Consider the following 16,384-nt stretch of genomic DNA (forward strand, 5'->3'; position numbering starts at 1 on the left):
AACTGGCAGATGAACATCAAAGCCGACTTCCCGACGCTCATCGAAGAAACCGACTACGGAACCCCGGAATCGAGGGCGGAAAAGCAGGTTACGCTGACCGTCGACGGCCGCAGCATCACCGTACCGGAAGGCACCTCGATCATGCGGGCCGCAATGGAAGGCGGCGTCGAGATCCCGAAGCTCTGCGCCACCGACATGCTGGACTCCTTCGGTTCCTGCCGCGTCTGTCTCGTCGAGATCGAGGGCCGCGGCGGCACACCAGCTTCCTGCACGACGCCGGTTGGCGATGGCATGATCGTACGCACCCAGTCCGACCGGCTGGATGCCATTCGCCGCGGCGTGATGGAACTCTACGTGTCCGACCACCCGACCGGCTGGAACGAGGAGGCCGGAACTGGCGCCAGCGAGTTCGACGCGGTGGCGAAATCGGTCGGCCTTAGCGAAAACCGCTATGGCGTCGAGGGACGGAACCACGTCAAGGAAAACGGCGTGGCGCCCGGCCATGGTTCGCTGGCGGTCGACTACATCGCCCGCGATGAAACCAATCCCTATTTCACCTACGATCCCGCGCAATGCATCGTCTGCTCGCGCTGCGTGCGGGCCTGCGAGGAAGTGCAAGGCACGTTCGCGCTGACCATCGAAGGCCGCGGCTTTGAATCGCGCATGGTCGCCGGCATGCACGAGGATTTCATCGCCTCCGAATGCGTTTCCTGCGGCGCCTGCGTGCAGGCCTGCCCGACGGACGCGTTGCGCGAGAAAACGGTGCTGGAAAAAGGCATGCCGGAGCGCTCGGCGGTCACCACCTGCGCCTATTGCGGCGTCGGCTGTTCGTTCAAGGCCGAGGTGAAGGGTGACGAAGTCATCCGCATGATGCCTTACAAGGACGGCAAGGCGAACCATGGCCATTCCTGCGTGAAGGGCCGCTTCGCCTATGGCTATGCCACGCACAAGGACCGCATTCTCTCGCCAATGATCCGCGAGAAGATCAGCGATCCCTGGCGGGAGGTGAGTTGGGAAGAGGCGATCGCCCACACCGCCAAGGAATTCCGCCGCATCCAATACCAGTATGGACGCGGCGCCGTTGGCGGCATTACCTCTTCACGCTGCACGAATGAGGAAACCTATCTCGTCCAGAAGCTGGTGCGACAGGGCTTCCGCAACAACAATGTCGACACCTGCGCCCGCGTCTGCCACTCGCCGACCGGTTACGGGCTCGGCCAGACTTTTGGCACGTCGGCCGGTACGCAGGACTTCGATTCGGTCGAGGAGACCGACGTCGCCGTCGTCATCGGCGCCAATCCCGCTTCCGCCCATCCGGTCTTCGCCTCGCGGTTGAAGAAGCGGCTACGCGAGGGCGCGAAGCTGATCGTGCTGGATCCACGCCGCACGGAGATGGTCAAGTCGGCGCATATTGAAGCCGCCTATCATCTGCCATTGAAGCCCGGCACCAATGTCGCGGTGCTGACAGCTCTGGCGCATGTCATCGTCACCGAAGGTCTGTTCGACGAAGCGTTCATCCGCGAGCGCTGCGACTGGGCGGAATTCCAGGATTGGGCTTCCTTCGTCGCCTTGCCGGAAAACAGCCCCGAAACGGTCGGCAAGCTGTCCGGCGTCGATCCGGAACTGATCCGTGGCGCGGCCAGGCTCTATGCCACCGGCGGCAATGGCGCGATCTATTATGGCCTCGGCGTCACCGAACACAGCCAGGGCTCGACGACCGTGATGGCGATCGCCAACCTCGCCATGGCCACCGGCAATATCGGCCGGCGGGGCGTCGGCGTGAACCCGCTGCGCGGCCAGAACAACGTGCAGGGCTCGTGCGACATGGGCTCGTTCCCGCACGAACTGCCGGGCTATCGCCATATCTCCGGCGAAGCCGTGCGCGACATCTATGAGAGCCTGTGGGGCGTGAAGCTGGACGAGGAACCCGGCCTGCGCATTCCCAACATGCTGGACGCCGCCGTCGACGGGTCGTTCAAGGGCATCTACATCCAGGGCGAGGACATTTTGCAGTCCGACCCCGACACCAGGCATGTCGCCGCCGGCCTCGCCGCCATGGAATGCGTGGTCGTGCACGACCTCTTCCTCAACGAGACCGCCAACTACGCGCATGTCTTCCTGCCGGGCTCGACCTTCCTGGAAAAGGACGGCACTTTCACCAATGCCGAGCGCCGCATCAACATGGTGCGCAGGGTGCTGGAGCCGAAGGCGCGCTACGCCGACTGGGAGGCCACGCAGGAGCTTGCCCGCGCGATCGGGCTCGACTGGAACTATACGCATCCGTCGCAGATCATGGACGAGATCGCCCAGACGACGCCGAGCTTTGCCGGTGTCACCTTCGAACTGCTCGACCGGGTCGGCTCGGTGCAGTGGCCCTGCAACGAAAAGGCACCGCTCGGCACCCCGATCATGCATGTCGACAGCTTCGTGCGCGGCAAGGGCAAATTCATCCGCACCGAATATGTAGCCACTGACGAAAGGACCGGGCCGCGTTTCCCGCTGCTGCTCACCACCGGCCGCATCCTGTCGCAATACAATGTTGGCGCGCAGACGCGGCGCACCGACAACGTCATGTGGCATTCGGAGGACCGGCTGGAAATCCACCCGCACGATGCCGAAAACCGCGGCATTCGTGATGGCGACTGGGTACGGCTGCAAAGCCGCGCCGGCGAAACGACGCTGCGCGCGCAGATCACCGACCGGGTCTCGCCGGGTGTCGTCTACACGACCTTCCACCACCCCGACACGCAGGCCAATGTGATCACCACCGACTACTCGGACTGGGCGACCAACTGCCCCGAATACAAGGTCACCGCCGTGCAGGTGGCGCCTTCCAACGGTCCGACCGAGTGGCAGAAGGATTACAACGAGCAGGCGCGCCAGAGCCGGCGCATCAAGGGGCATCTCGAGGCCGCGGAATAGAAGGCGAAATGACGTCGTTGGCGGAGATTTCGAAAAAAGAGGCCTACTCGCAACTCCTCGCTATTTGCGAACGGCAAGGAGCAGAGCTGAATCGGTTTCTGAGCGAGGTCGAAGGCAGAATTGCGGACGACGACTTTGCTAAGTTGCGTGAGATGGTCGCCAATCTGATGGGAAATGGTCACTACGATACGTTCGTAGCCATTTCGCAGGAGCTTCCAGAGTTGAAGCCAACTTGGATTGTATCGACTCGATGACCATCCGCCCGGCCACCAGTTCGACCATCCGCATCGCCCGCCGCGCCGGCGGCACCGCTGCTGCCGCCCGCATGGTGCCCGAGGAAACGCCGATCGCACTTTCCTATGCCGGCACGACACACGCGGTGATGATGGCCTCGCCGGCGGATTTCGAGGATTTCGCGCTGGGCTTTTCGCTGACCGAAGGCATCATCGCCTCGCCTGAAGAAATCGAGTCCATTGAAGTGCAGGACGTCGAGGCCGGCATCGACATCCAGATCCGGCTGAAAGACAGAGCCAATACGCGGTTCGAAGCGCGGCGGCGCCGGCTGGCAGGTCCGGTCGGCTGCGGTCTGTGCGGCATTGAATCGATCGAGGAGGCGATGCGCTCCGTTGACGCGGTCGACGCCTCCAGGCTGACGCTGACGGCCGACGAGATCACCGGCGCGGTCAAGGCATTGTCGAAGCAGCAACCCCTGCACGCCGAGACCGGCGCCGTGCACGCGGCCGGATTTTACATGCCGGGCAAGGGCGTCGTGGCGGCACGCGAGGATGTCGGCCGCCACAACGCGCTGGACAAGCTGGCCGGCGCGCTGGCGAAAGCCGGGATCGAAGGCAATGTCGGCGCAGTCGTGGTCACCTCACGCGTTTCGGTGGAGATGGTGCAGAAGACGGCGGCCATCGGCGCGCCCTTCATCATCGCCGTTTCGGCGCCGACCGCGCTCGCCATCCGCACCGCCGAGGCAGCCGGCATGACGCTGGTTGCATTGGTGCGTGGCGACGAGTTCGACATCTTCACCCGCCCGGAGCGGGTCAGCAGTGGAGTTTCCAAACATGTCGCATGATGAGAGCCATGTCGCCAACACCAAGGAGAAGCTGGTGCGCATGGCCAACCAGATCGCGACCTTCTTTCATTCCAAGCCCCGCGAGGAGGGTGTGGCCGGCGTCGCTGAACACATCAACAAGTTCTGGGAACCGCGCATGCGCCGGCAGATGTTCGAGATGATCGACGCTGGCGGCAAGGGTTTCGACGAACTGGTTCTTGCCGCGTCACCACTGATTCGCCGCCCGGCGCCAGAAGAGAAGCCCGCGGCCTGATTTTGACGGCGAATTGCTGTTCACCAGCCCGCCATTACTCCGTCTGACACAGTAAAAACGCCGGAGTCCTTTGCGAGTCGCCGAGTATCGACACCCACGCCGCGATCAGAAAACAATCCACCTGTCAAAATTTTAGGCACCCGGCCATGGGGCCTGCGCAGTAGCGGCACATGCATAAACCGCACGGCTTCCTACGCTTTATTTTCCAATGCCTAAATTAGCATAACAACTATTAGACATATATTCCACAAACAGACAATCGAAACAATAACTCCTTTCAATAAAAAGTATAAAATAGGCGTACATTGTACATCTAGGCGAAGGTGGACATTTACGCCTTGACTTGAGATTGCTTGTGTTTAAGCGTTTCAAATATCCAGTAAGGAGAGGGCTCTCCGCATGAAAGGTTTTTTACCTGGATTTGCGCTTCTTGGGCTTGCGGCATCTTCCTTTACTTCCTTTGCCGCTACGCAAGGTGTGATCTTCAATGGATCAGTGACTTCTGTTTGCGTGCTGACTGTCGGCGCCAACGGCACGATGACCGTCAGCCCAAATCTTCAGTCCCTCAGTTCGCACAACAGCGGCGGCACGGCAGGCACGGCAAATCTCGCGACCACGGGCGGCGTCACGGTCAGCGTCGACGCAGCCCCGACGGGCGTAACCACGCCGGCCGCCGACAGCGGCACCATCGCCTGGACACCGACCTACGCGGTTTCCGGCGCGCATAACTTCCCCGAGGGCACCGCTTCCCACGCGTTGACGGCACCGGGGACATCATTGGTGACCGTCAATCTGGCCGGAGCCAAGACCGGCACGGACACATTCGTGGCAGGCAACTACCAGGCGACGGTTACGGTTCGCTGCGAACCCTAATCCAGTTCGAAAGGGACAATTGATGATCAGCAAGTGCCTGTACGGGCCCTTGGCCCTGTTGTGCGCGCTTCCGGGAGCGGTTTCAGCCCAGTCGATGTCGCCGATGCGCGGCGAAATCATGAGCTTCTCCAATGTCTTCGCGGTGCGCGTCTACCCGGCCAACCCCTACAAGCAACGCATCAAAATCTCGGTGCGCGTCTATGACCAGGATTTTTATCCGGTCAAGGACGCCCGCGTCAGCCCTTCCGAGTTCATGCTTGGAGGCGATGCCTCGCGTCCGGTTCTCGTCGTCGTTCCCTTCAACGGCACGAGCGAACGCAAGGTTCGGATCTGCACTGAAAGCATCCCGTTTCCAAATGATCAAACCCAGATAAGGGCACAGATATGCGGAAAATTTCTTGGACAAAGGCGCTCCTGACCACGCTTCTGGTGACGGGGACCAGCGGATGGCAGGCCCATGCGGAAGACGTTTACAAGCTCGTCCAGAACCAGAACGGCTTCGACCTGCCCGGGGTTACGCTCCCGCAAGGGCAGGATGAGGTACGCGCTGCGGACGGCACGACCTGCAGTTCGTCGATTTCCGGCTCCGGCGCCTATCTCGACATGGGCGTCATCAGGAACAGCGCGGCGGTCACAACGCAGGACATGGCCGCATACGGCAGGGTGGTGATACCGCTGGGCAGCAGGCCGAAACGGCTGGATTGCTCCAGGCTCTACAATCTTGAGGTCGAGCGCCTGCAGATAGAGCTCGATCTGATGAAAATGGGCGTCGGCCCCGACGCCGGCATGTCCACCGGCTCGACGAAGCAGGCAGCCCCCGCCACCGCCGCCGTGAAACATCAGGTCAAGGCACAGCGCAAGAACTGGGTATCGGAGGGCTGGAGCGCCCGTGGTGACAGCGGCAAATAGCCGGACGGAGTGCCAATGATGGCTTGCGACTTCCTCCGCATCGCCTTGCTGCGCCTGATGGCGCTGCTCGTCATATCGGCACTGGTCAGCAACTCCGCGTCAGCCGCCGTGGACGGCACGTGCACCATCATGGTGACGAAGACCGGAACCATGACGACCAATGCCAACGCGTCCGTGTTGAGTTCCAAGACGGCCAGCAACGGCTATGCCGCGGCGTCGATCACCATCCAGCCAGGTCTGCTCGGCGTGTTGTGCAGCCTCGTCCAGCTGCTCAACTGCTTCGCCCTGTCCGTGGTGCCGCCGGCCAGCTTTTCCAGCGCGCCCTCCGGTGGCGGCACCAATGTCAGCTTCAGTACGGTGTTCCGCATCGACGGCAGCAGCACCGACCAGCCGCAAAACACTCCGGTCAAGATTCTGAACGGCCCACACAGCGTTCAAATCGACCTGATCGCCACCAAGAGCTCGGGCATCTACGCCGCCGGCAGCTATCAAGGAACGGTCACACTCCGCTGCGAGTAGGGTGGTTCCGTCAGCACTTACCTGCGTACGGGCAACTGTTCCAAATGCCGGATGGCGACATCAGGCGGAAGGAAACCAACGACCCATCCCCTACCAACAAAAGCTACGATGCACCGATGGCGGAATGGGTGTATTTTCGGTCTCTAAAATGTGTCTACCCCAGCAGGCAGGGTCTGCTGGGACCAAAAATGTTGTCTGGCCGGGCGAGGCAGTCGCGTGAGGCCGATCGAGACCAGATACGCGCGCAGCGGGGATGTGCGGATCGCCTATCAGGTGGTCGGTCAGGGTTCGTTCGATCTCGTCTTCGTGCCGGGCTACATCTCCAATCTCGACCTGCATTGGGAAGACGAGGGCTACAGCCGCCTGTTGAAACGGCTCTCCGCCTTCTCGCGACTGATCTTGTTCGACAAACGCGGCACCGGGCTTTCCGACCGCGTTGACAGCCGTCACCTGCCCAGCCTCGAAACCCGCATGGACGATGTACGCGCGGTGATGGACGCCGCCGGCAGCGGCAGAGCGGCGCTGCTCGGCGCCTCGGAAGGCGCGCCGATGGCGATGCTGTTCGCCGCCACCTATCCGGAGCGAACGCGGGCGCTGGTTCTCTATGGCGGCTACGCGCATTTCCACAAATGGGTGATGCCGCCAGAGCATCTGGAAGCCTTCATCGAAACGGCCGAGACCTCGTGGGGCACTGGCGCAACCTTGCCGAATTTCGCGCCAGGGCGCGTGGACGATGCGCATTTTATCCAATGGTGGGCACGGTTCGAGCGGCTGTCGGCCAGCCCGACTGCCGCAGCTACACTCGCCCGCATGAATGCAGGGATCGACGTGCGTGGCATCCTCCCGATGATCCGCGCATCGACGCTGCTGATCCATCGCCGCAACGACGTGCGCGTCGACCTGGAGGCCAGCCGCTTCCTCGCCAGGAAGATTCCGGGCGCCAGGCTCGTCGAGATACCCGGGCGCGATCATCCGGTGTGGACCGGGGACGTCGACCGGGTGGCCGACCTCGTCGAGGAATTCCTAACCGGCCAACCGGCGGTAGCCGACACCGAGCGCGTGCTCTCCGCGCTGCTGGCGACGCGGATCTACGACACGGCCGGGCTTGGCGACCGCATGTGGAGTGAGCGGAGCCAGCGCTTCCACGTGACGTGGCGGTTGCTGGTCGGTCGCTATGGCGGGCGCGTCGCAGGCACGCATGGCGAGATGATGATGGCGCGCTTCGACGGACCGGCACGCGCCATACGCTGCGCGGCGGCGTTGCGCGAAGCGGCGCAGCAGATCGGGGTGGCGAGCGCGCAGGGCGCGCATGTCGGAGAGATCGAATTGCGCGGCCAGCCGACCGGCCTGACAGCAAGGGTAACGATGCAACTCGCCAGCCATGCCGGGCGCGGCGACATAATCGCTTCGCGGCTGGTCGCCGAACTTGCGGTGGGCTCCGGCCTCCACTTCGTCGACGCGGGCCGCGTCAGCCTCGACGAATTGGGCGAGCCGTTGCCGGTGGTCCAGGCAACCTCCGAACAGCATCTGGAACCGGCCTGCCGTCCCAAAACCCACCCCTTGGAGCCGGCAACCCTGACGGCGCGGGAAAGCGAGGTGGTGAGCCTTATCGCCGACGGCAAGAGCAACGCGGCGATCGCCGCCGAACTGAAGCTCAGCGAGCATACCGTGAAGCGGCATGTCGCCAACATATTGCTCAAGCTCGACCTGCCATCGCGGGCGGCTGCGGCGGCTTTTTCGGCCAGGCACACTGGCCCGGACGGGCCATGACAGCCATGGCGCTTTCGAGCGAAGCGGCCAGGCTCCTTGAGGACTACGGTTTGCTCCATGCAGGCCAGGCGATGTCGCCGTTGCGGCGCTGCGAATGGAGGATGAAATGCTGAAATCGATTAGCAAGACCGGATTGCTTGCATTGGCGGCAGGCGCATTGCTGGTCGTCACGCCGGCGCGGGCCGAAGATGCTTCGGCAACCGCCGCCTACAAGGACATCCAGGCCACGTTCGGCTCGGTGCCCGACATGTTCAAGACATTGCCGGACGTTGCCGTTGCCGGCGCCTGGGCCGAAATCAAAGGGGTTCAGCTCAATCCCAAGACCGCGCTCGACGGCAAGACCAAGGAACTGATGGGGCTGGCCGTGGCTTCGCAGATCCCCTGCCAGTACTGCATCTACTTCCACACGTTGGCGGCCAAGGCCAATGGCGCGAGCGACGAGGAGATCAAGGAGGCCGTGGCCATGGCAGCGATCGTGCGCCACTGGTCGACGATGCTCAACGGCAGCCAGGTCGACCTGGCCACCTTCAAGAAGCAGACGGATGACCTGTTCGCCGCCGTCAAGGCGAAGTCGCAGTGACGAAAAGCTGCCCGGCGAGGCGCGCCGGGCAGCATCCGATCAACACGAACGCCCGGATCAAACGGGCCATGGAGATCAAAATGCTGACCAAGACAAAAGCAGTGGATGGCGCAGCGATCAAGAAGGCGATCGAGGGCCGCGACGGCAAGCTGCTGTCGAGCTTCTACGCCGACGATGCGCTGGTGCGGGTGATCGACCGCAACAATCCGCCGAGCAAGCCGCGCGAAGTCCGCGGCCGCGCGGCAATCAGCACTTTCTGGGACGACATCTGCAGCCGTGCGATGACGCACAAGGTCGACACCACCATCGCCGAGGGCGACAGCCTCGCCTTCACGCAAGCCTGCGCCTACCCGGACGGCACCAAGGTTTTTTGCGCGGCGATGCTTGAGCTGAAGAACGGTCTCATCGCCCGGCAGACAGTCGTGCAAGCCTGGGACGAATAGATCGACAACGAGCCTGCCCATCCCGATCGAAACGGGATGGGCTCTGTTTCAGCGGCCGGGGATGATCTTCGAGCCGCAAATCACGGGAGGAGCCCCAGCATGTTCAGCGCCAGATGGCAGATCGACGCCAAGTTCGGACAAAAGCAGACCGTGCTCGAGCTGATGCGGAAATGGGAGCGCGAGATCGGCTCACAGGTCAACATCGCCGATCTCAAATTCCAGATCATGACCGGATCGATCGGCGCACGAGAAGCGACGATCGAGACCCATCACCAGGTCGAGAGTCTCGCCCGGCTGGAGGAGTTTTTCGCCAAGATCGGCAAAATCGACGCGCATACCAAATGGGGCAAGGAGATGGAGCCCTATGTCGTGTCAGGCTCCAGTCTCTGGCAAATCTTCCGCGTGGTGGAGTAGCGCTCCCTCGTCCTTCTCCCCGTAGACGGGGAGAAGAACCTTATCCATGCGCCACCATGACGTGGCGCACGGCCGTATAGTCTTCCAGCGCGTAGAGTGACATGTCCTTGCCGTAGCCGGACTGCTTCAGGCCGCCATGCGGCATCTCGTTGGTCAGCATGAAGTGGGTGTTGATCCAGGTGCAGCCATATTGCAGGCGGGCGGCGGTGGCCATGGCACGCGAGACGTCCTTGGTCCAGACCGACGAGGCAAGGCCGTAGTCGCTGTCATTGGCCCAGCCGACCGCTTCGTCGACATCGGAGAAGCGGGTGACGGAAACGACCGGGCCGAACACCTCGCGGCGCACGATCTCATCGTCCTGCAAGGCACCGGCAATGACGGTCGGCTGGAAGTAGAAGCCCGAACTGTCTCCGGGTTTGCCACCCGTGGTGATCTCGATATGTTTCAGTTCGGAAGCGCGTTCGACGAAGGATGCGACGCGGTCGCGCTGGCGCCTGGAGATCAGCGGGCCGATCTCGTTTTCGGTATCGTCCGGGCGATCGTACCGGATGGTCGAGACCGCCGACGACAATTTGGAAACCAGCTTGTCGTAGATCTTCTTGCCGGCATAGACGCGGCAGGCAGCCGTGCAATCCTGGCCGGCATTGTAGTAGCCGAAGGCGCGCAGGCCGGTGACGACGGCATCGAGGTCGGCATCGTCGAAGACGATGACCGGCGCCTTGCCGCCGAGCTCGAGATGCGTGCGCTTGACCGATTTCGCGGCCGCCTGCAGCACCTTCTTGCCTGTGGCGATGTCGCCGGTGATCGAGATCATGTTGACCTTGGGGTGGTTGATCAGCGGGCTGCCGACGCTTTCGCCGCGACCGAGCACGACGTTGACCACGCCTTCGGGCAGAATGTCAGCCAGAATGCGCGCAAGCTTGAGCGCAGTGAGCGGCGTCTGCTCCGATGGCTTGAACACCACGGTGTTACCGCCAGCAATGGCCGGCGCCAATTTCCAAGCGGCCATCATCAGCGGGTAGTTCCACGGTGCGATGGACGCAACGATGCCGATCGGATCGCGGCGGACCATCGAGGTGTGGCCAGGCAGATATTCGCCGGCGACCTGACCGGGCATGGAACGCACCGCGCCGGCGAAGAAACGATAGCAGTCGACGATCGCCGGGATCTCGTCATTGAGCACGGCGTTGATCGGCTTGCCGCAATTCAGGGCTTCGAGCGCCGCGAATTCCTTGGCCTCGGCCTCGATGCGGTCGGCGATCCTGAGAAGATAGGCGGAGCGCTGTGCGGGCGTGGTGCGCGACCAGGTTGCGAAGGCCTTTTCGGCGGCCGCCACGGCGCGCTCGATCTGCGCTTCGCTTGCCTCCGGCAGGCTGAGGATGGTGGCGCCGGTGCGCGGGTTCAACACGGCTTCCTCCGCCTCCGCGCCTTTTTCGAAGGTGGCGCCGATCAGCATCTCAGTGTCCATGACAGTCTCCCTTTCGAAGGTCGTTATTTGCCCGACCCGGCGACCTGGTCGCCGTCGCGGGTGAGGTAATAGGCAAAGAGGATGGGCAGCAGCGTCACCAGCACGACCACCATGGCCACGACATTGGTGACCGGGCGCTGGCGCGGCCGGATCAGTTCCTCCAGCATCCAGATCGGTAGCGTCTGCTGCTGGCCGGCGGTGAAGGTGGTGACGATGACCTCGTCGAAGGACAGGGCAAAGGCCAGCATGCCGCCGGCAAGCAGCGCCGTTGCGATGTTGGGCAACACGACGTGCCGGAAGGTCTGGAACCCGTCGGCGCCAAGATCGTAGGAGGCCTCGATGAGCGAGCCGGAGGTGCGGCGGAAGCGGGCGACGGCGTTGTTATAGACTACGACCACGCAGAAAGTGGCGTGGCCAAGCACGATCGTCCAGAACGAGAACGGGATGTCGGTGAGCGCGAAGGCCGAGCGCAGTGCGATGCCGGTGATGATGCCGGGCAAGGCAATCGGCAGGATGACGAGCAACGACACCGCCTCGCGGCCGAAGAAGCGGGAGCGTGAGACGGCCGCCGCGCACAGCGTGCCGAGGATCAGCGCGACCAATGTCGAGATCGCCGCGACCCTGACGGACAGCGACAGCGCCGCCCACACATCCGGCCGGTTCCAGGTGACGGCGAACCACTCGGTGGTCAGGCCGGGCGGTGGCCACTGATAGCTCTTTTCCTCCGTCGTGAAGGCATAGACGAAGATGAGCAGGATGGGCACGTGCAGGAAGAGCAGGCCGCAGGCGGCGGCTATCTTCAGGCCAAGGGGTGCCGACTGGCCACGATCAGAGCGCATCGAAGGCCCCCATTCGCTTGGCACCCCATAGATAGACACCCATGATGACGATGGGCACGACGGCAAAGGCGGCGGCCAGCGGAATGTTGCCAGCGGTGCCTTGCTGCGAATAGACGGCCTGGCCGATGAACAGGCGCGAGGTGCCGATGATCTGCGGGATGATGTAGTCGCCGAGCGTCAAGGAGAAAGTGAAGATCGAACCGGCGACGATGCCCGGCAGCGCCAGCGGGAACAGCACGTTGCGGAAGGTCTGGCCGGGCGAGGCGCCGAGATCGGACGAAGCCTCGACCAGATTGCCGGGCACGCGCTCAAGTGCGGCCTGCATCGGCAGGATCATGAACGGCAGCCAAACATAGACAAAGGCGATGAAGGTGCCGGTGGCCGACACCGACAGCGAGTTGCCGCCGACATAGGGCAGCGCCAGCCAACCGTCGAGAACCCACATCAAGTGCAGCTTGGCCAGGAACCAGGTGAGAATGCCTTCCTTGGCGAGGATCAGCTTCCAGGCATAGATCTTGACGAGATAGCTGGACCACAGCGGCAGCATCACCGCGAGATAGAACAGCGCCTTCCAGCGGCCCTGGGCGTAGCGGGCGGCGTAGTAGGCAATCGGGAAAGCAACGGCGATGGAGGCCAGCGTCACCAGCGTCGCCATCGTGACCGTGCGGACGATGATGTCGAAATTGGCCGCCTGGAACAGGTCGGCATAGGTCTTCAACGTGAACTGACGATTGACCAGACCGGAGAACTCATCGATCGAAAAGAAGCTCTGCAACAGCAGCGCGAACAGCGAACCGATATAGACGACGCCGAGCCAAAGCAGCGGCGGCATCAGCATCAGCACCAAAAGGAAGCGCGGCCGGCGCCAGAACAGATCGGACAGCGCCCCCAATATGCCGCCGCGGGCGGGCAGGATGGCCGAGGCCGGCGCATCGCGGGTGGCGGTGACGGCGGCGATACTCATGTCGCTTCGTCCATCAGATGGATGGCGTCGCGGTTGAAGGTGAGCACCACTGCATCGCCCTGCTCCGGGACCGTCGTGCCGGACGGCACGCTGGCATGCAGGCGCAGGCCTTCGGTGTCGAGCGCCAGCCGGGTTGCGGCACCCAGATAGCTGACGCCGGAAACCCGCGCTTGAACCGCTTCGCCGGTGGCCGCGCGGGCGACACGGATCGCCTCCGGGCGCAGGCTGCCCCAGCGCCGCTGGCCGCAATAGCGCTGCACGAAATCGGGCGGCAACATGTTGGAGGAGCCGACGAAATCGGCGACGAAACGGGTCTTCGGCCGCTGATAGATTTCCTGCGGTGAGCCGACCTGCATGATCTTGCCGTCGTTGAAGACGGCGACTCGGTCGGCCATCGACAGCGCCTCGCCCTGGTCATGGGTGACGAAGACGAAGGTGATGCCGAGCGCTTTCTGCAGCGATTTCAGCTCTTCCTGCATGTTCTCGCGCAGCTTGAGGTCGAGCGCGCCGAGCGGTTCGTCAAGCAGCAGCACCTTGGGTTGGTTGACGAGGGCACGAGCGAGCGCAACGCGCTGGCGTTGACCGCCGGAAAGCTGGCCGGGGCGCCTGGCGCCGTAGCCCGGCAATTGCACGAGCGCCAGCGCCTCTTCCGCCGCCTTGTGCCGCTCGGTCTTGCCGATGCCCTTGACCATCAGCCCGTAGGCGACGTTGTCGAGCACGTTGAGGTGCGGGAACAGAGCGTAATCCTGGAAGACGGTGTTCACATTGCGTCGATAGGGCGGAACACCCTCGGCCCGCTCTCCGAAGATGGAGATGGTGCCGGCGGTCGGCTGTTCGAACCCGGCGATCAGGCGCAGGCAGGTGGTCTTGCCCGAGCCGGACGGACCGAGCATGGCGAAGAATTCGCCTGCCACGATGTCGAGATCAAGCGCGTCGACAGCCTTCACCGCGCCGAAATGACGAGCCACTTTCTGAAAGGAAACTGCTGGGGTCATCGTGGTTTCGATCATTGAGTAATAAGATCATGCCTGCCCGCCTGTTCAAAGGCTGAGGGCCGACGCGACTGCCTCTCTATCCAGAGAGGCTGCGCCGAAGGGCGGGTGAAAGCTCAGGTCCGCCGAGGCTCCCGACCCGCCCCTGCGGGGCGACCCTCCCCGGCAGGGGAGGGTTGGGAGGTTAGCGCCCGCCGATGACGCCGATATAGTCCGAGACCCAGCGATAATAGGGCACGCACTGGTCGTTCTGGCTCGCACATTTCGAGACCGGGGTGCGCCAGAACTTGATCTTGTCGAACTGGTCGAAGCCGTTGGTCTTGCAGCCTTCGTCGGTCAGGAGCTCGTTGCCCTTGCAGGCGGCCGGCACGACGGGAAGCGAGCCGAACCAGGCGGAGACATCACCCTGCACCTTCGGCGACAGCGAATGCTCGAGCCACATATAGGCGCAGTTCGGGTTGGCAGCGTCAGCCTCCATCATGGTGGTGTCGGCCCAGCCGGTGGCGCCTTCTTCCGGAATGGTCGAGGCGACCGGCTGCTTGGCGGCAACCAGCGTGTTCACCTGGAACGGCCAGGAGCCCGAGGCGACGACGCCTTCGTTGCGGAAGTCATCGACCTGGATGGCGGCATCGTGCCAATAGCGGCCGACCAAAGTGCGCTGCACGCGCAGCAGGTCGAGCGCAGCCTTGTACTGGTCCTCGTTGAGCTCGTAGGGGCTCTTGATGCCAAGGTTCGGCTTGTGGAACATCAGATAGTTGGCAGCATCGGCGATGTGGATCGGGCCGTCATAGGCCTGGACACGCCCCTTGTTGGACTTGCCGTCCGGCAGGGTCTGCTCCTCGAAGACGATGTTCCAGCTCTTCGGTGCGTCCTTGAAAACCTTGGTGTTGTACATCAGCACGTTGGGACCCCATTGATAGGGCACGCCATAGTGCTTGCTGTCGACCGTGAACCATGGCGCATCCTTGATGCGGTCGTCGACGGTCTTCCAGCTCGGGATCAGATCGGTGTTGATGGGCTGCACGCGCTTGCCGGCAACCAGGCGCAACGACGCGTCGCCCGAGGCGGTGACGAGGTCGAAGCCGCCTTCATTCATCAGCGACACCATCTCGTCGGAGGTGTTGGCGGTCTTGACGTTGACCTTGCAGCCCGTCTTCTTCTCGAAATCCGTGACCCAGTCATAGCCCTTGTCGGTCTCGCCGCGCTCGATATAGCCGGGCCAGGCAACGATGTTGAGCTTGCCTTCCCCCTTGCCCACTTCCTTGAGGGCTTCCTGCGCGACGGCCTGGCCAGCGAAGGTCAGCGCAATCGTCAGGGCAGTGCATGATTTCAGGAATGAATTCATCGTCGTCTCCCATCTGCAGGGGCCGCGCTCTGACGGCGGCTTTGCTCCCTGATGAGGAAGGTGTCGTGAAATCGAAGCTTTCGCAAATTCATTTATCAGAAAGGCGATATCGGTTTTTCCGATACCGCCTCGCCGCCACGATACCCGTTTCAGGACTGTGCGGTGACCAGCCAGCTGGCGGCGGTGAAGCGCGCGGTGCCGTCCTTCAGATAGGGAGCGAATGCCGGGATCAGGACAGCCTTGACCCTTGCGGCGGTTGCCTCGTCCACCTCGCGCAGGGCAGCGCCGACCGGCCCCATCCGTGTTACGTAGGTCAAAAGGTCGCCTTCGGCCATCTGGCAGGCCATGTCCACCCGCTCGATTCCAATCGCCGACCAGCCACTCGCCCGCAGGATGCTCTCGACCCTGCCAGCGTCCGCAAAGGCGAACTGTCCGGGAGCATCCGGATCGAATGCCGGCCTGGGCGGCAGGAGCGGCATCGCCGCCCGCGCGGCGGCCGTCATAAAATCGTTGTCCGCGGGGCTGCGCCACGCAACGAACGCCAGTTTTCCGCCGGATCGCGTTGCTTTCCTGACGTTTGCGAAGGCGGCAATCGGGTCATCGAAGAACATGACGCCGAACCGCGAGATGACCGCGTCGAAGCGGGCGGCGTCGAGCGCGTAGATCTGTGCATCACCCCGGACGAACGAGGCATTCGCCAGACCTTGCGCCTTCGCGCGCGCAGTCGCCAGGGCGACCAGCGGCTGCGAGATGTCGAGACCAGTGCAGTGCCCGGAGACGCCGATCCTGCGGGCCATCGCCATGGTGGTGGCGCCGGCGCCGCAGCCGACGTCGAGAACAGTGTCTCCCACGCCAGGATCGGCGATGTCCGCCAGCAAACGCTCGAACGGCTCCAGCACCTGGTCGAGCACCGGCTGCAGTTCGACCCAGGCCTTGCCGCTGGCGTCATTCCAGAGATCGGCCTGCTGCGCGTTCGACTGCTTGGATTCGGACATCGGTATCTCGCTTCGCGTTG

At 63.1% G+C, this 16,384-nt stretch carries 18 protein-coding genes; 12 read left to right on the top strand and 6 right to left on the bottom strand.

The features are described from left to right. Positions 1-9: 9 nt before the first annotated feature. The 12 genes from fdhF to FZF13_RS08140 all read left to right on the top strand — a co-directional run bounded on the left by fdhF (position 10) and on the right by FZF13_RS08140 (position 9,761). Positions 10-2,922: a formate dehydrogenase subunit alpha gene (gene fdhF / locus FZF13_RS08085; protein WP_024924163.1), complete on the top strand. Its 2,913-nt coding sequence runs from the start codon at positions 10-12 to the stop codon at positions 2,920-2,922. An 8-nt stretch (positions 2,923-2,930) separates the two neighbouring features. Further along, on the top strand, positions 2,931-3,176 hold the full coding sequence (locus FZF13_RS08090; RefSeq protein ID WP_024924164.1) for a hypothetical protein: 246 nt from the start codon (positions 2,931-2,933) through the stop codon (positions 3,174-3,176). Beyond that, a complete protein-coding gene (fdhD, locus tag FZF13_RS08095) occupies positions 3,173-4,000 on the top strand; it encodes a formate dehydrogenase accessory sulfurtransferase FdhD (RefSeq protein WP_024924165.1) in 828 nt (275 codons plus the stop codon). Before FZF13_RS08090 ends, fdhD begins: the two co-directional genes overlap by 4 nt. After that, positions 3,990-4,253, top strand: coding sequence for a formate dehydrogenase subunit delta (locus tag FZF13_RS08100; RefSeq protein WP_024924166.1), 264 nt, complete (start codon positions 3,990-3,992; stop codon positions 4,251-4,253). Before fdhD ends, FZF13_RS08100 begins: the two co-directional genes overlap by 11 nt. 399 nt (positions 4,254-4,652) lie before the next feature. Beyond that, on the top strand, positions 4,653-5,126 hold the full coding sequence (locus FZF13_RS08105; RefSeq protein ID WP_024924167.1) for a hypothetical protein: 474 nt from the start codon (positions 4,653-4,655) through the stop codon (positions 5,124-5,126). Between the two features lie 22 nt (positions 5,127-5,148). After that, positions 5,149-5,544 carry a hypothetical protein gene (locus FZF13_RS08110; protein ID WP_024924168.1) on the top strand — a complete coding sequence of 132 codons (396 nt, stop codon included), beginning with the start codon at positions 5,149-5,151 and terminating at the stop codon, positions 5,542-5,544. Then, complete coding sequence (locus FZF13_RS08115; protein WP_024924169.1) at positions 5,511-6,035, top strand: hypothetical protein; 525 nt, start codon at positions 5,511-5,513, stop codon at positions 6,033-6,035. Before FZF13_RS08110 ends, FZF13_RS08115 begins: the two co-directional genes overlap by 34 nt. Positions 6,036-6,050: 15 nt before the next feature. Beyond that, on the top strand, positions 6,051-6,554 hold the full coding sequence (locus FZF13_RS08120; protein ID WP_024924170.1) for a hypothetical protein: 504 nt from the start codon (positions 6,051-6,053) through the stop codon (positions 6,552-6,554). Between the two features lie 216 nt (positions 6,555-6,770). Next, positions 6,771-8,324, top strand: a complete 1,554-nt coding sequence (locus FZF13_RS08125) for an alpha/beta fold hydrolase (protein ID WP_024924171.1) — start codon at positions 6,771-6,773, stop codon at positions 8,322-8,324. A gap of 106 nt (positions 8,325-8,430) precedes the next feature. Further along, positions 8,431-8,904: a carboxymuconolactone decarboxylase family protein gene (locus FZF13_RS08130; protein ID WP_024924172.1), complete on the top strand. Its 474-nt coding sequence runs from the start codon at positions 8,431-8,433 to the stop codon at positions 8,902-8,904. An 80-nt stretch (positions 8,905-8,984) separates the two neighbouring features. Further along, entirely contained in the window at positions 8,985-9,347 is a 363-nt protein-coding gene (locus FZF13_RS08135) for a nuclear transport factor 2 family protein (protein ID WP_024924173.1), read from the top strand. A gap of 99 nt (positions 9,348-9,446) precedes the next feature. Then, on the top strand, positions 9,447-9,761 hold the full coding sequence (locus tag FZF13_RS08140) for a hypothetical protein (RefSeq protein WP_024924174.1): 315 nt from the start codon (positions 9,447-9,449) through the stop codon (positions 9,759-9,761). A 40-nt stretch (positions 9,762-9,801) separates the two neighbouring features. On the opposite strand, the gene FZF13_RS08145 is transcribed toward FZF13_RS08140, so the two are convergent. From FZF13_RS08145 to FZF13_RS08170, 6 genes are all read right to left on the bottom strand, one after another. Then, complete coding sequence (locus tag FZF13_RS08145) at positions 9,802-11,229, bottom strand: gamma-aminobutyraldehyde dehydrogenase (protein ID WP_024924175.1); 1,428 nt, start codon at positions 11,227-11,229, stop codon at positions 9,802-9,804. Between the two features lie 23 nt (positions 11,230-11,252). After that, the gene (locus tag FZF13_RS08150) at positions 11,253-12,068 is read right to left on the bottom strand and encodes an ABC transporter permease (protein WP_024924176.1); all 816 of its coding nucleotides are present in this window, start codon (positions 12,066-12,068) and stop codon (positions 11,253-11,255) included. Next, entirely contained in the window at positions 12,058-13,032 is a 975-nt protein-coding gene (locus FZF13_RS08155; protein ID WP_024924177.1) for an ABC transporter permease, read from the bottom strand. Before FZF13_RS08155 ends, FZF13_RS08150 begins: the two co-directional genes overlap by 11 nt. Continuing rightward, complete coding sequence (locus FZF13_RS08160) at positions 13,029-14,027, bottom strand: ABC transporter ATP-binding protein (protein ID WP_024924178.1); 999 nt, start codon at positions 14,025-14,027, stop codon at positions 13,029-13,031. Before FZF13_RS08160 ends, FZF13_RS08155 begins: the two co-directional genes overlap by 4 nt. Before the next feature lie 181 nt (positions 14,028-14,208). Continuing rightward, complete coding sequence (locus tag FZF13_RS08165; protein WP_024924179.1) at positions 14,209-15,369, bottom strand: ABC transporter substrate-binding protein; 1,161 nt, start codon at positions 15,367-15,369, stop codon at positions 14,209-14,211. Positions 15,370-15,518: 149 nt separating this feature from the next. Then, on the bottom strand, positions 15,519-16,364 hold the full coding sequence (locus FZF13_RS08170) for a class I SAM-dependent methyltransferase (RefSeq protein ID WP_024924180.1): 846 nt from the start codon (positions 16,362-16,364) through the stop codon (positions 15,519-15,521). Between the last annotated feature and the right edge of the window lie 20 nt (positions 16,365-16,384).

Origin of the sequence: Mesorhizobium terrae, from assembly GCF_008727715.1 — a bacterium.
GTDB lineage: Bacteria > Pseudomonadota > Alphaproteobacteria > Rhizobiales > Rhizobiaceae > Mesorhizobium > Mesorhizobium terrae.

Excerpts from the sequence above, each read along its gene's own strand:
- FZF13_RS08100 (WP_024924166.1), top strand. The coding sequence starts at position 3,990 with ATGTCGCATGATGAGAGCCATGTCGCCAACACCAAGGAGAAGCTGGTG.
- FZF13_RS08170 (WP_024924180.1), bottom strand. The coding sequence starts at position 16,364 with ATGTCCGAATCCAAGCAGTCGAACGCGCAGCAGGCCGATCTCTGGAAT.
- FZF13_RS08130 (WP_024924172.1), top strand. The coding sequence starts at position 8,431 with ATGCTGAAATCGATTAGCAAGACCGGATTGCTTGCATTGGCGGCAGGC.
- FZF13_RS08155 (WP_024924177.1), bottom strand. The coding sequence starts at position 13,032 with ATGAGTATCGCCGCCGTCACCGCCACCCGCGATGCGCCGGCCTCGGCC.
- FZF13_RS08145 (WP_024924175.1), bottom strand. The coding sequence starts at position 11,229 with ATGGACACTGAGATGCTGATCGGCGCCACCTTCGAAAAAGGCGCGGAG.
- FZF13_RS08090 (WP_024924164.1), top strand. The coding sequence starts at position 2,931 with ATGACGTCGTTGGCGGAGATTTCGAAAAAAGAGGCCTACTCGCAACTC.
- FZF13_RS08150 (WP_024924176.1), bottom strand. The coding sequence starts at position 12,068 with ATGCGCTCTGATCGTGGCCAGTCGGCACCCCTTGGCCTGAAGATAGCC.
- FZF13_RS08165 (WP_024924179.1), bottom strand. The coding sequence starts at position 15,369 with ATGAATTCATTCCTGAAATCATGCACTGCCCTGACGATTGCGCTGACC.
- FZF13_RS08115 (WP_024924169.1), top strand. The coding sequence starts at position 5,511 with ATGCGGAAAATTTCTTGGACAAAGGCGCTCCTGACCACGCTTCTGGTG.
- FZF13_RS08140 (WP_024924174.1), top strand. The coding sequence starts at position 9,447 with ATGTTCAGCGCCAGATGGCAGATCGACGCCAAGTTCGGACAAAAGCAG.
- FZF13_RS08110 (WP_024924168.1), top strand. The coding sequence starts at position 5,149 with ATGATCAGCAAGTGCCTGTACGGGCCCTTGGCCCTGTTGTGCGCGCTT.
- fdhF (WP_024924163.1), top strand. The coding sequence starts at position 10 with ATGAACATCAAAGCCGACTTCCCGACGCTCATCGAAGAAACCGACTAC.
- FZF13_RS08135 (WP_024924173.1), top strand. The coding sequence starts at position 8,985 with ATGCTGACCAAGACAAAAGCAGTGGATGGCGCAGCGATCAAGAAGGCG.
- FZF13_RS08160 (WP_024924178.1), bottom strand. The coding sequence starts at position 14,027 with ATGACCCCAGCAGTTTCCTTTCAGAAAGTGGCTCGTCATTTCGGCGCG.
- FZF13_RS08105 (WP_024924167.1), top strand. The coding sequence starts at position 4,653 with ATGAAAGGTTTTTTACCTGGATTTGCGCTTCTTGGGCTTGCGGCATCT.
- FZF13_RS08120 (WP_024924170.1), top strand. The coding sequence starts at position 6,051 with ATGATGGCTTGCGACTTCCTCCGCATCGCCTTGCTGCGCCTGATGGCG.
- fdhD (WP_024924165.1), top strand. The coding sequence starts at position 3,173 with ATGACCATCCGCCCGGCCACCAGTTCGACCATCCGCATCGCCCGCCGC.